We start from the raw sequence: 14,115 nt of genomic DNA, 5'->3' as shown, positions 1-14,115 counted from the left end.
CGCGCCGGCCTGCCTGCACCCGGTGCGGTGCAGGCAGGCCGCGCGCGGCCTCCCGTGACGTCCCGTCAGGCGGGGCGCAGCCAGACCGTCGCCAGCGGGGGCAGCGTGAGCTGCACGCTCTGACGCCGGCCGTTCCAGGCGACCGGCTCGGACTTCAGCGGCTCGGGGTTGGTGACGTCGCTCCCGCCGTACGCGGCGGCGTCGGTGTTGAGCACCTCCCGCAGCGCCTCCACCCCGTCGGGCACGCCGATCCGGTAGCCGTGCCGGACGACCGGCGAGAAGTTGCTGACCGCGACCAGCGGCTTCCCCCCGGCGTCCAGGCGCACGAAGGAGAAGACGTTGTCCTCGGCGGCGCCCCCGTCGAGCCAGGCGAAGCCGTCCGGGGTGGTGTCGCGCTGCCACAGCGACGGCGTGGCCCGGTAGAGGGTGTTGAGGTCCCGGACGAGGTCCCGAACGCCGCGGTGGTCGCCCGCCGCGGAGTAGGTCTCGTCGAGCAGCCACCAGTCCGGGCCGTGGTCGTGGGACCACTCGGCGCCCTGGGCGAACTCCTGGCCCATGAAGAGCAGTTGCTTGCCCGGGTGGGCCCACATGAAGCCGAGGTAGGCACGGTGGGTGGCGCGCTGCTGCCACCAGTCGCCGGGCATCTTCGCCACCAGGGCGCCCTTGCCGTGGACGACCTCGTCGTGCGAGATCGGCAGGACGTAGTTCTCGCTGTAGGCGTACACCATCGAGAAGGTCATCTCGTTGTGGTGGTACTTGCGGTGCACCGGCTCGTGCTTGATGTACTCCAGCGAGTCGTGCATCCAGCCCATGTTCCACTTCAGGCCGAAGCCGAGCCCGCCGAAGCCGGCCGGGCCGACGTGGTGGGTGGGGCGCGTGACGCCGTCCCAGGCGGTGGACTCCTCCGCGATCGTGACGACGCCCGGGCAGCGCCGGTAGACGGTCGCGTTCATCTCCTGCAGGAAGGCGACGGCGTCCAGGTCCTCACGGCCGCCGTAGGCGTTCGGCGCCCACTCGCCGTCCTCGCGCGAGTAGTCGAGGTAGAGCATCGAGGCGACCGCGTCCACCCGCAGGCCGTCGATGTGGAACTCCTCGCACCAGTAGACCGCGTTGGCCACCAGGAAGTTGCGGACCTCGGTGCGGCCGAAGTCGAACTCCAGCGTCCCCCAGTCGGGATGGTCCCCGCGCCAGGGGTGCTCGTAGAGGTTGGTGCCGTCGAAGTCCGCCAGCGCCCAGTCGTCCTTGGGGAAGTGGGCCGGCACCCAGTCCATGATGACGCCGATGCCCGCCCGGTGCAGCGCGTCCACCAGGTACCGGAAGTCGTCCGGGGTGCCCATCCGGGCGGTCGGGGCGTAGTACGAGGTGACCTGGTAGCCCCAGGAGCCGCCGAAGGGGTGCTCGGCGACCGGCATCAGCTCCACGTGCGTGAAGCCCAGGTCGCGTACGTACGCCGGGAGCTGCTCGGCAAGTTCGCGGTAGGACAGCCCCGGCCGCCAGGAGGCGAGGTGCACCTCGTACACCGAGAAGGGCGACTCGTGCACCGGCAGCCGGCCGCGCGAGGCCATCCACTCGGCGTCCTGCCACACGTGCCGGGACGCGGTGACGACGGAGGCGGTGGCGGGCGGCTCCTCGGTGCGGCGGGCCATCGGGTCGGCCTTCAGCCGCCGTCCGCCGTCCGCGCCGCAGACCTCGAACTTGTAGCGCTGCCCCTCGCCGACCTCCGGCAGGAACAGCTCCCACACGCCGGACGAGCCCAGCGAGCGCATCGGGAAGGCGGTGCCGTCCCAGTAGGTGAAGTCGCCGACCACGCGCACTCCGCGCGCGTTGGGCGCCCACACCGTGAACCGGGTGCCGGTGACGCCCTCGTGGGTCATGGGCTCGGCGCCCAGCGCCCGCCACAGCTGCTCGTGCCGCCCCTCGTGCACGAGGTGCAGGTCGAACTCGCCGAGCGCGGGCAGGAAGCGGTACGGGTCGTCGACCTCGTGCTCGTCGCCGTCGTAGGCGACGGCCAGCCGGTACGCGGGGACCTCCGTCAGCGGCAGCACACCGCTGAACAGCCCGTCGCCCTCGTGGTTCAGCACCGTCCGCGTACCGCCGGTGAGGACGGCCACGCTGCGCGCGTACGGCCGCAGCGCCCGGAAGGCCAGGCCGTCCGCCACGCGGTGGACGCCGAGCAGGCCGTGCGGGTCGTGGTGGGCGCCGTCCAGCAGCCGCCGGCGCTCGCCCGGGTCGAGTTCGGGGGCCGGTGGGACGTCGCCGGTCACGGGGCCCGCGGCCGGAGCGACCTCGGGCGCGGGCGGCGGCGCCTGGTGGCCGACCCCCGCGGGGGGCGCGGTGCGCGGGGCGGTGCCCGAGGCGGGCGGGCGCTCGGACCCGGCGGGGTCGTAGCCCCGTGCTACGGCCTCGGAGGAGCCGGACGCGTCCGGCTGCGGGAGGTCCGCGGCGGCCGGGCCACCGCCCTTCGCCGCGGGTCGCGCGCCGGCCGCCTTCCCCCCGCGTGGCGGTTTCGTGCCCGCGGCCTTCGGCGGCCGGGTGGCCGGGGCCGGGGGGGTCGGCGGGGCGGCGGGGGGCGGCGGGGGAGCCGAGCCCTCGGACCCGGTGCCGCGGGCGGGACGTTCGGCACGGGCCCTCCCGTTCCCGCCCGCGCCGGGGGTGCCGGGGGTGGCGTCGGGGAGCGGCTGGCGATCGGTCACGATCAGGTCCTCCTCGGATGGGGCGTGGGGGTGCCCGGTCAGGGGGTGCGGCCGTGCGGCGGCTGCGCCAGACGGCGCACCGCGGCCATGGGGATGGGGAGCCAGGCGGGCCGGTGCCTGGCCTCGTAGAGCACTTCGTAGACGGCCTTGTCCGTCTCGTGGGCTCGTATGACGACGGGCTCGTCCCGCGGATCGGTCCCGGCGGCCTCCGCGTAGCCCGCGCAGAAGGCGGCGCGTTGCGCCAGAGCCCATTCGGGCGCCCCGGGGGCGGACGGGTCGTGGTGCCGGGCGGCGTAGTCGAAGGAGCGCAGCATCCCGGCGACGTCCTGCACCGGGGGCGCGGGACGGCGGCGTTCGGGCAGCGGCCGGGCCGGCTCGCCCTCGAAGTCGATCAGCACCCACCCCCCGGGAGCCGTGCGCAGGGCCTGGCCGAGGTGGAGGTCGCCGTGGATGCGCTGCGCGGCCAGCGTGGTGCCGCGCGTGCCGAGGGCGGCGAGGTCGTCGTAGGCGGTCCGCAGCGCCGTGCGGTACGGCCGCAGGGCCGGCACCGCCGCGGCGGCGGCGTCCAGCCGTCCGGCCATCGCGGCCGCGAGCAGTTCGATCTGTGGACGGCGCAGGGTGCTCGTCGGCAGGGCGCGCGCCAGCGCGAGGTGGACCTCGGCGGTGGCGCGCCCCAGTGCGTGCGCCTCGCCGGAGAAGTCCGAGCCGTCCTCGACGGCCTGCAGGGCGAGTTCCCACGCCCCGGCGGAACCGGGCAGGAAACGCTGCAGCACCCCGAGCGTGGCGGGCTCGTCGTACAGGCCGAGCGCCTCGAACCAGGCGGAGGGCGCGGCCACGCGCCGCGACCCGGCCCGCGCCAGGGCGAGGGAGAGCTCCAGGTCCGGGTTGGGGCCGGGGGCGACCCGCCGGAACAGCTTGAGGATGAAGGCGTCGCCGTAGATGACCGAGCTGTTGGACTGCTCCGCGGTGGACAGCCGGGGCGCGAGCCCCGCCGGGATTGCCGCGCCCGGCTCGGAGCCGAAGCGCAGGTGCCCGGTGCGGCCGGGCGCGCGCAGTCGTTCCAGCAGCAGGGACGTCAGACGCGGGTCGTGCAGCGCCTCGTAGATCGTCAGGCCGTCCAGCGGCCCGCCGACCGCGTGCCCGACGAGGGCGGGCGCGAGCGCGGGCGGCAGCAGCGCCCGGGTGCCCAGCAGCAACTGGTAGGTGTCGGCCGGCTGCCCGTGCCCGGTGCCGGGCATCCGCTCCTGCACGTCGTGGTGGACGTCGAGCAGCAGATGGAGCAGTCCCGGGGTGCCCAGCCGTCCGTCGGCGGGCAGCAATTCGGTGGCCGAGACCAGTCCGAAGCCGCTGATCGGCCGCCCCTTCCCGGCGAACCACCGCTGCCGGGGCAGCCACTCCCGCAGCATCGGGACGAGCGCGGAGAGCAGCCCCGGCGCCGGGGGCACGGTGGTCCCCGACCGGACTGCGGAGGTGCGAAGCCACGAGGTGTCCGACATGACGTCCTTTCCTCGGGTGCCGGGCCTGCTGGTTCCCTAAGTGAAGGGGGGCGCTGCGGCGATGGTCCGACGAGTGGGACGTGTCGGACGAATATCATCCGAGCCGGTGGAGCAATTGGCGTACTTGGCGTACGAGGGACAAGGGCCCGTACAGCATCCGATATGACGCTGGATCCGGCAGGGGGAGCCTGCCCCCGCGGCCCGGCACGAAACCGTGCCGGGCCGCCGGGTCGCCGTCACCCGGCGGGTCCGCCTACACCGTTTCGCGGCGCAGCCGGAACCAGTAGAAGCCGTGACCGGCGAGGGTGAGCAGGTAGGGCCATTCGCCGACGGCCGGGAAACGCACCCCGCCGATCAGCTCGACGGGGTGCCGGCCGGTGAAGGCCCGCAGGTCGAGCTCGGTGGGCTGGGCGAAGCGCGAGAAGTTGTTGACGCACAGGACGAGGTCGTCCTTGTACTCGCGCAGGAAGGCCAGGACGGCCGGGTTGGTGGAGGGCAGCTCGGTGTACGAGCCGAGGCCGAAGGCCGGGTTCTGCTTGCGGATCTCGACCATCCGGCGGGTCCAGTGCAGCAGGGAGCTCGGGGAGCTCATCTGCGCCTCGACGTTGGTGACTTGGTAGCCGTAGACCGGGTCCATGATGGTCGGCAGGTAGAGCCGGCCCGGGTCGCAGGAGGAGAAACCCGCGTTGCGGTCCGGGGTCCACTGCATGGGCGTGCGCACCGCGTCGCGGTCACCGAGCCAGATGTTGTCGCCCATGCCGATCTCGTCCCCGTAGTAGAGGATCGGCGAGCCCGGCAAGGAGAGCAGCAGGGCGGTGAACAGCTCGATCTGGTTGCGGTCGTTGTCCAGCAGCGGGGAGAGCCGGCGGCGGATGCCGATGTTGGCCCGCATCCGCGGGTCCTTGGCGTACTCCGCGTACATGTAGTCGCGCTCTTCGTCCGTCACCATCTCGAGCGTCAGCTCGTCGTGGTTGCGCAGGAAGATGCCCCACTGGCAGTTGCCCGGGATGGCCGGGGTCTTGGCCAGGATCTCCGAGACCGGGTAGCGCGACTCCCGGCGCACCGCCATGAAGATGCGCGGCATGACCGGGAAGTGGAAGGCCATGTGGCACTCGTCGCCGCCCTTGGCGTAGTCGCCGAAGTAGTCGACCACGTCCTCCGGCCACTGGTTGGCCTCGGCGAGCAGGACCGTGTCCGGGTAGTGGGCGTCGATCTCCTCGCGCACCATCTTCAGGAAGTCGTGGGTGCGCGGCAGGTTCTCGCAGTTGGTGCCTTCCTCCTGGTACAGGTACGGCACCGCGTCCAGCCGGAAGCCGTCGATGCCGAGGTCCAGCCAGAACCGCAGGGCGGCCAGGATCTCCTCCTGGACCTTGGGGTTCTCGTAGTTGAGGTCCGGCTGGTGCGAGAAGAAGCGGTGCCAGTAGTACTGCTTGCGCACCGGGTCGAACGTCCAGTTGGAGCTCTCGGTGTCGACGAAGATGATCCGGGCGTCCTGGTACTGCTTGTCGTCGTCCGCCCAGACGTAGTAGTCGCCGTAGGGGCCGTCCGGGTCCGTGCGGGACTGCTGGAACCATTCGTGCTGGTCGCTGGTGTGGTTGACGACGAAGTCGATGATCACCCGCATCCCGCGTTGGTGGGAGGCGTCCACGAATTCCACGAAGTCGGCCAGGTCGCCGAACTCCGGCAGTACGGCCGTGTAGTCGGCGACGTCGTAGCCCCCGTCCCGCAGCGGCGAGGCGAAGAACGGCGGCAGCCACAGGCAGTCGACGCCCAGCCACTGCAGATAGTCCAGTTTGGCGGTGAGTCCCTTGAGGTCGCCGATGCCGTCGCCGTTGCTGTCCTGGAAGGACCGTACGAGCACTTCGTAGAAGACGGCCCGCTTGAACCAGTCGGGGTCCCGGTCCTTGGCCGGGGTGTCTTCGAACGTGTCAGGTACGGGTTCGTTGACGATCAAGTGGGTGACCCTCCTGTCGATGGAGTAGGTCGCAGGGTGAGGATGTGCGCGGGCGCGCGGCCCGGCTCGAGGCGCACATAGTTGTCCCTGCCCCAGTGGTAGGTCTCGCCGGTGAGCTCGTCGCGCACCGGGATGGACTCGTGCCATGCGAGGCCGAGTTCCGGCATGTTCAACGAGACGGTCGCCTCCTGGGTGTGGTGCGGGTCCAGGTTGACGACCACCAGTACGACATCGCTGCCGTCGCCCGAGCGCTTGGAGTACGCCAGCACCGCGTCGTTGTTCACGGGGTGGAAGCGCAGGTCGCGTAGCTGCTGGAGCGCGGGGTGGCGGCGTCGCAGCCGGTTCAGCGTCGTGAGCAGCGGAGCCAGCGAACGGCCGTCGGCCTCGGCTGCCGCCCAGTCGCGGGGCTTGAGCTCGTACTTCTCCGAGTGTAGGTACTCTTCGCTTCCCTCGCGCACCGGCGCGTTCTCACAGAGCTCATATCCGGCGTACACCCCCCAGGTGGGGGAAAGGGTCGCCGCCAGGACCGCACGCGCCTCGAACGCCGGGCGGCCGCCGTGCTGCAGGTAGGCGTGCAGGATGTCCGGGGTGTTGACGAAGAAGTTGGGCCGCATGTAGCTCGCGGCCTCGCCTGACAGCTCCGTCAGGTACTCCGTCAGCTCCTGCTTGCCGTTGCGCCAGGTGAAGTACGTGTACGACTGCTGGAAGCCGATCTGGGCCAGCGTGTGCATCATGGCCGGACGGGTGAACGCCTCCGCCAGGAAGATGACGTCGGGGTCGGTGCGGTTGACCGCGGCGATGACCTTCTCCCAGAAGACCACCGGTTTGGTGTGCGGGTTGTCAACCCGGAAGATCCGCACCCCGTGGTCCATCCAGTGCCGCAGCACCCGCTCGGTCTCCTGGACGATGCCGGCGAAGTCGGCGTCGAAGGCGATCGGGTAGATGTCCTGGTACTTCTTCGGCGGGTTCTCGGCGTACGCGATCGAGCCGTCCACCCGGGTGGTGAACCACTCGGGGTGCTTGCCGACCCACGGGTGGTCGGGCGAGCACTGCAGCGCGAAGTCCAGGGCGATCTCCAGCCGCAGCTCGCGTGCCCGCTCCACGAAGAAGTCGAAGTCCTCGATCGTCCCGAGGTCCGGGTGGACGGCGTCGTGACCGCCCTCCGCGGAGCCGATCGCCCAGGGCGAGCCCACGTCGTGGGGGCCGGCGTCGAGCGTGTTGTCCGGTCCCTTGCGGAACGCTGAGCCGATCGGGTGGACGGGCGGCAGGTAGACCACGTCGAAGCCCATCGCGGCGATCGCCGGCAGTCGCTCGGCGGCCGTGCGGAAGGTGCCGGACCTCGGTGGTCGCCGGCCCGTGGGGTCCACCACGGCGCCCTCGGACCGGGGGAACATCTCGTACCAGGACCCGAACAGCGCCCGCTGCCGCTCCACCTGGAGGGCCGCCGGACGGGAGGCGCTCACCAGGTCGCGCAGCGGGTGCCGGCCGAGGACCTCCAGCACGTCGGGCGTGAGCGCGGCGGAGTGCCGGTCGGCGGGGGTGCGGGAGGTGTCGCGCAGGGCGTCGACCGCGGCCAGCACCACGGCGCGGCCGTCCTTCTTGGGTACCCCGGCCGCCGCGCGCTCGTGCAGTTCGGCCCCCTCCGCGAGGACCAGTTCGGTGTCGATGCCCGCCGGGACCTTGATGCCCGCGTGGTGCCGCCAGGTGGCCACCGGATCGCTCCAGGCCTCCACCGTGTACGTCCAGCGGCCCTCCGCGGTGGGCGTCACCTCGGCGCCCCACCGGTCGGTGCCGGGGGCGAGTTCGCGCATGGGGATCCGTGGCCCGGAACGTCCGGCGGGGTTGCGCAGGACCACGTTCGCCGCCACCGCGTCGTGTCCCTCACGGAACACCGTGGCGGTGACCTGGAAGGTCTCGCCGACCACGGCTTTGGCGGGGCGGCGGCCGCAGTCGACCAGCGGGCGGACGTCCAGTACGGGGATACGACCGATCATTGCGCCTCACCAGTTTGTGCGGGTGGCCGGACGGGTACCTTCCGCTCTTTTTATCTGCTCCTTCGGATGCCTGCCTGTGGGCATGACCGCTCCTGTCCGCGTTCACTCGGGTGGGCGGATACGAGTTGTGGTGGGGGAGGGTTCGGCGCCGCGTCGCGCAAGGGTGAGCCTGCCCATTGGATGACGGTCGAATACTCCCGGGGAAGGGGTACTGGCGCGTAAGTTGCGCTCCGGGGGGCCCCGGCGGCGCCCGGACGCAGACAACCGGCCACCCTCCGGCGGGCCGGCGCGCGCCCCCCGCCGGGGCGCCGGGCCGCCCTCCGTGGCCCCGTCCCGGCCGTCCGTCGTAGCCCCCGCGGTGCGCTCCGGCCGACGGCCCTGCAGCGCCGGTCGTAGCCGCCGCCCGACACGCTGACGAGGCGTCGACGGGACCGCGCGCGGGGCCCCCGGGGTGCCCGGGACGTGCCGGTACGCCAGGGCACGGGTGCCGCGCGGCGCCGCCCGGCTTCGGGATGTTGGGTCCCTGGTTGTCACCACCGCACCGAAAGATGCCGCTACCGTCGGAGATGTGAAGGCTATTCGTCGATTCACCGTGCGAACCGTCCTGCCCGAACCACTACGTCCCCTGGGGGAGCTCGCGCAGAATCTGCGCTGGTCCTGGCACAACGAGACCCGGGAGCTGTTCCGGTCCGTCGACCCCGAGGGCTGGAGAGCGGCGGCCGGCGACCCGGTGCGGCTGCTCGGCGCCGTCTCGAAGGACCGGCTGAACGCCCTCGCCAAGGACCGCAGGTTCCTCCGCCGGCTCGGAACCGCCGTCGAGGACCTCCACGACTACCTCGGCAACCCGCGCTGGTACCAGGGCGCGGCCGAGGCCGGGGAACTACCGGCCGCCGTGGCGTACTTCTCCCCTGAGTTCGGCATCACCGCCGCGCTGCCGCAGTACTCCGGGGGCCTCGGCATCCTGGCCGGCGACCACCTCAAGGCGGCCAGCGACCTGGGCGTGCCGCTGATCGGGGTCGGCCTGCTCTACCGGCACGGCTACTTCCGCCAGTCCCTGTCCCGGGACGGCTGGCAGCAGGAGCACTACCCGGTGCTCGACCCCAACGAACTGCCGCTGTCGCTGCTGCGCGACGAGGACGGCGGTCCCGTCCTGATCACCCTGGACCTCCCCGGCGGCCGCGGCCTGCGCGCCCACGTGTGGCTGGCCAGGGTCGGCCGGGTCCCGCTGCTGCTGCTCGACTCCGACGTCGAGGAGAACCACCCCAACGAACGGGACGTCACCGACCGCCTCTACGGCGGCGGCAGCGAGCACCGGCTGCTCCAGGAGATGCTGCTCGGCATCGGCGGCGTCCGCGCCGTACGCACCTACTGCGCGCTGACCGGGCACCCGGAGCCCGAGGTCTTCCACACCAACGAGGGGCACGCGGGCTTCCTGGGCCTGGAACGCATCCGCGAGCTCGCCGCCGAGGGAGAAGGGCTGGATTTCGACTCCGCCCTGGAGGCCGTGCGGGCCGGGACGGTCTTCACCACCCACACCCCCGTGCCGGCCGGCATCGACCGCTTCGACCGCGAGCTGGTCGCCCGGCACCTCGGCGACGAGGGCGAGCTGCGCGGCGTGGACGTCCAGCGGGTGCTGGAGCTGGGGATGGAGACCTACCCCGGCGGCGACCCCAACGTCTTCAACATGGCGGTGATGGGGCTGCGGCTCGCGCAGCGCGCCAACGGCGTGTCCACCCTGCACGGCGGGGTCAGCCGCGAGATGTTCGCCGGGCTGTGGCCGGGCTTCGACCCGGAGGAGGTGCCGATCACCTCCATCACCAACGGGGTGCACGCACCCACCTGGGTGGCGCCCGAGGTGTTCCGGCTCGGCGCCCGCCAGGCCGGTGCCCAGAACGCCGAGGACGCGATGACCACCGGCCTCGCCGACACCTGGGAGAGCGTCTTCCGGATCCCGGACGCCGCGATCTGGGAGCTCCGCCGGGACCTGCGCGAACAACTGGTGCGGGAGGTGCGCCGCCGGGTGCGCGCCTCCTGGCGGCAGCGCGGGGCCGGTTCCGCCGAGCTGGGCTGGGTCGACGACGTCCTCGACCCGGACGTGCTCACCATCGGCTTCGCGCGCCGCGTGCCGTCGTACAAGCGGCTCACCCTGATGCTGCGCGACCAGGACCGGCTGATGGAGCTGCTGCTGCACCCGTCCCGGCCGATCCAGATCGTCGTCGCCGGCAAGGCGCACCCGGCCGACGACAGCGGCAAGCGGCTGGTGCAGGAGCTGGTGCGGTTCGCCGACGACCCCCGGGTGCGGCACCGCATCGTCTTCCTCCCGGACTACGACATGGCCATGGCGCAGCACCTCTACCCCGGGTGCGACGTCTGGCTGAACAACCCGCTGCGGCCGCTGGAGGCCTGCGGCACCTCGGGGATGAAGGCCGCGCTCAACGGCTGCCTCAACCTGTCCGTCCTGGACGGCTGGTGGGAGGAGTGGTTCGACGGCAACAACGGGTGGGCGATCCCCACCGCCGACGGGTTCGGCGCGGCCGGTGACCCCGACCGCCGCGACGACATCGAGGCCGCCGCCCTCTACGACCTGATCGAGAACCAGGTCGCGCCCCGCTTCTACGACCGCGGCGCGCACGGCCTGCCGGTCCGCTGGATCGAGATGGTCCGGCACACCCTGAGCACCCTGGGGCCGAAGGTGCTCGCCGGGCGCATGGTCCGCGAGTACGTGACCCGGCTGTACGCACCCGCCGCGCGCGCCCACCGCCTGGCGGGCGGCGGGGAGTGCGTCGAACTCGCCGCGTGGAAGCGGCGGGTGCGCGAGCAGTGGCCCCTGGTCGGCGTCGACCACGTGGAGACCGGTGCCTCGGTCGGCGGCTCGCCCGAGCTCGGCACCACGCTCACCCTGCGGGTCCAGGTGGCCCTCGGCGGCCTGGAGCCCGGGGACGTGGACGTCCAGGTGGTGTCCGGGCGCGTCGACGAGTCCGACCGCATCGCCGACCCGACGGTGGTCTCCCTCAAGCCGGGCGGCCGGCCGGACCTGGAGGGCCGCTGGCTCTACGAGGGCCCGCTCGCGCTCGACCGGACCGGCCCCTTCGGCTACACCGTCCGCGTCCTGCCGATGCACCGGTTGCTCGCCTCGGTCGCCGAACTCGGGCTGATCGCCGTACCGCCCGAGGCGGCGGGGATGACGGCCGGCGTGCTGCGCTGAACCGTACGCCCGCGGGAACCGGACCGGACCGGGCCCCGGCCGTCGCTGTCGACGGCCGGGGCCCGGTGTGTGCGGTCAGCCGACGGGGATCAGCTGCTGGTGTTCACCGCGGTGTCGTCGACCACGAAGCTCGTCTGCAGCGAGGAGTCCTCGGTGCCGGTGAACTTCAGGGTGACGGTGGAGCCGGCGAAGCCGTTCAGGCTGAAGGACTTCTGGGTGTAGCCCGAGGCCTTGTTGAGGTTGGAGTAGGTGGCCAGGGTGGTCGACCCGGCGGTGACCGTCAGCTTGTCGTACTGGGTGCTGGTGGTCGTCTCGGCGGAGTCGATGTGCAGCCAGAAGGTGAAGGTCGCCTTGCAGCCCGCCGGGATGGTCACCGACTGGGTGAGCGTGTCGGTGTGGGTCGAGCCGTAGCCGTCCAGCCACGCCTTGTACGAACCGCCGTGGGCGGCCTGGCCGCTGTCATTGGTGATCACACCGCTGCTCGCCGTCCAGGAGGCGCTGCCCGACTCGAAGCCCGGGTTGCCGAGCAGTTGCGCCGAGGCGCAGCTGCCGGGCGTGGTGACGGTCCACGTGAACGAGGCGGTGCCGGTCTTGGCCGCGGAGTCGGTCACCGTGACCGTGGTGTTGTACGTGCCCGCGGCGGTCGGGGTGCCGGAGATCAGGCCCGTGGAGCCGTTGATCGACAGGCCGGCCGGCAGACCGCTCGCCGCGTAGCTCAGCGCGCCGCTGTTGGTGCTGCTCGCCTGGACCTGCAGGCTGACCGCGGTGCCCACCGTGCTGCTCTGGTTGCCCGGGTTGGTGACCGTCACGCCCGACACGGGCGCGTGGCTGCCGACGCCGATGCCTGCGAAGGCGTTCTGCACGCCCGCGTACTGGGCGGAGCCGGCGCCGTACAGCGCCTGGGCGGCGTTCAGGGCGGCGGTGCGGGCGCCCGCGTAGTTGGTGCTGCTCGTCATGTACGAGGTCAGCGCCTTGTACCAGATCTGCAGCGCGGCGGCGCGGCCGATGCCGGCGACGGCGATGCCGTCGGCGGTCGGGCTGTTGTAGCTGACCCCGTTGATGACCTTGGCGCCGCTGCCCTCGGAGAGCAGGTAGAACATGTGGTTCGCCGGGCCCGAGGAGTAGTGGACGTCCAGGTTGCCGATGCCGGAGTACCAGTTGTCCGGCGAGGTGCCGTCGCGGGACGGCTTGTCCTGGTAGCGCAGCGGGGTGCCGTTGCCGTTGATGTTGATCTCTTCACCGATGAGGTAGTCACCGATGTCGTTGCTGTTGTTGGCGTAGAACTCGACGCCGGTGCCGAAGATGTCGGACGTCGCCTCGTTCAGGCCGCCCGACTCCCCGGAGTAGTTGAGGTTCGCGGTGGCCGAGGTGACGCCGTGGCTCATCTCGTGGCCCGCGACGTCCAGCGAGGTCAGCGCGTGGGTGTTGCCCGATCCGTCGCCGTAGGTCATGCAGAAGCAGCTGTCGTCCCAGAAGGCGTTGACGTAGCCGCTGCTGTAGTGGACCCGCGAGTACGCGGCGACACCGTCGTTGCGGATGCCGCTGCGGCCGAAGGTGCTCTTGTAGAAGTCCCAGGTGGTCTGGGCGCCGTAGGCGGCGTCGGCGCCGGCGGTCTGGGTGTTGGAGCCCGTGCCGTCGCCCCACACGTCGTCGGCGTCGGTGAACAGCGTGCCGGTGCCGGAGGTGCCGCGGTTGAGGTTGTACGTCTTGTGGCCGCCGCGGGTCGTGTCGTACAGCTGGTACGTCGAGCCGGACAGCGTCGTGGACAGCGTCACCTGGCCGCTGTACTGGGTGTTGCCGGTGCCGGTCTTGATGTCCTGGAACCGGTACAGCTCCTTGCCGGTCACGGCGTCGGTGACGACGTGCAGCCGGCTCGGCGTGCCGTCGTCCTGCAGACCGCTGACGACGCTCTCCCAGGCCAGCTTCGGCGTGCCCTGCCCGGCCCAGACGACCTTGCGGGCGCCGTCCGTGGCGGGTGCCTCGGCCTTCAGCGACTTGGCGGCCTTCAGCGCGGCGGTGGTCGCTGCGGACTTGGCGACCTTCGGCGTCGTCGAGGGGACCGTGATCCTCCGGTCGGTGTTGAACGTCGTGCCGACCGTGCCGGCGCCCTTGGCGGGCATGTGCACCACGAGGTCGCCGCCCAGCACCGGGAGGCCGGCGTAGGTGCGCTCGTAGCGGGTGTGCAGCGTGCCGTCGGTGTCCTTGACGACGTCCTTGACGACCAGCTTCTCCTTGCTGCCCAGACCCAGGGACTCGGCCGTGACGGCCGTCCTTTCGCCGGCGCTCTTGATCAGCGCGGTGCGCTGGGCGGGGGTGAGCTTCGCCTCGAGGGCTCCGGTGCGGAGCTGGCTCGTGTGGGGGGCGGCGTTCGCCGTCGCGGACGTGGCCGGTATGCCGACGGCGATGAACGCGGCGGTGGCGACCACACTGGCGGCCGCGACTGCCTTGCGGGGGGATCGTCTCACTCGGACTCCTACTGCGTCGGCCGCGGTTGGCGGCCGGGGACAGCCGGGCAGACGGGGTGTGCTGCCCGGGCGGAACTAGCCGTGCGGGTGGGACGTGCGGAGTTCGGCCGGTGCGTCAGCACGAGGTGGTGCGGTGTGTGGGCGTACTGACGGCCGACCGGGGGAAGAGTGCCACTGTTCATGGCGTCGTGTCATGTACGTGACGAGAAGTTGGCCGAATTCGTCCTTTGAGGGGAACGGCGGGTTCGCATACCGGACAGCGCGGGGCGAAGTGCCGCTCCGGAGGCGCGGCCGAGGCGGGTGGGGGT

6 protein-coding genes are annotated in these 14,115 nt (G+C 72.0%); 1 reads left to right on the top strand and 5 read right to left on the bottom strand.

What is annotated here, in order from left to right; genetic code table 11:
* Positions 1-65: 65 nt before the first annotated feature.
* The 4 genes from glgB to ACZ7MY_RS16390 all read right to left on the bottom strand — a co-directional run bounded on the left by glgB (position 66) and on the right by ACZ7MY_RS16390 (position 8,137).
* Entirely contained in the window at positions 66-2,693 is a 2,628-nt protein-coding gene (gene glgB / locus ACZ7MY_RS16405) for a 1,4-alpha-glucan branching enzyme (protein ID WP_499602394.1), read from the bottom strand.
* A 38-nt stretch (positions 2,694-2,731) separates the two neighbouring features.
* The gene (locus ACZ7MY_RS16400) at positions 2,732-4,189 is read right to left on the bottom strand and encodes a maltokinase N-terminal cap-like domain-containing protein (RefSeq protein WP_499602392.1); all 1,458 of its coding nucleotides are present in this window, start codon (positions 4,187-4,189) and stop codon (positions 2,732-2,734) included.
* 253 nt (positions 4,190-4,442) lie between these two features.
* The gene (gene treS / locus ACZ7MY_RS16395; RefSeq protein ID WP_499602389.1) at positions 4,443-6,143 is read right to left on the bottom strand and encodes a maltose alpha-D-glucosyltransferase; all 1,701 of its coding nucleotides are present in this window, start codon (positions 6,141-6,143) and stop codon (positions 4,443-4,445) included.
* Positions 6,140-8,137: an alpha-1,4-glucan--maltose-1-phosphate maltosyltransferase gene (locus ACZ7MY_RS16390; RefSeq protein ID WP_499602387.1), complete on the bottom strand. Its 1,998-nt coding sequence runs from the start codon at positions 8,135-8,137 to the stop codon at positions 6,140-6,142. Before ACZ7MY_RS16390 ends, treS begins: the two co-directional genes overlap by 4 nt.
* Positions 8,138-8,705: 568 nt before the next feature.
* Between ACZ7MY_RS16390 and glgP the strand changes: the two genes are divergently transcribed.
* A complete protein-coding gene (gene glgP, locus ACZ7MY_RS16385; RefSeq protein ID WP_499602384.1) occupies positions 8,706-11,342 on the top strand; it encodes an alpha-glucan family phosphorylase in 2,637 nt (878 codons plus the stop codon).
* Between the two features lie 89 nt (positions 11,343-11,431).
* Here the strand turns inward: glgP and ACZ7MY_RS16380 are convergent, their stop codons facing one another.
* On the bottom strand, positions 11,432-13,807 hold the full coding sequence (locus ACZ7MY_RS16380) for a M4 family metallopeptidase (RefSeq protein ID WP_499602383.1): 2,376 nt from the start codon (positions 13,805-13,807) through the stop codon (positions 11,432-11,434).
* Positions 13,808-14,115 lie beyond the last annotated feature (308 nt).

This window comes from Streptomyces sp. NPDC111520 (assembly GCF_055635295.1).
The sequence above is the reverse complement of the archived record's forward strand: the minus strand, read 5'-3'. Positions and strand labels throughout refer to the sequence as shown.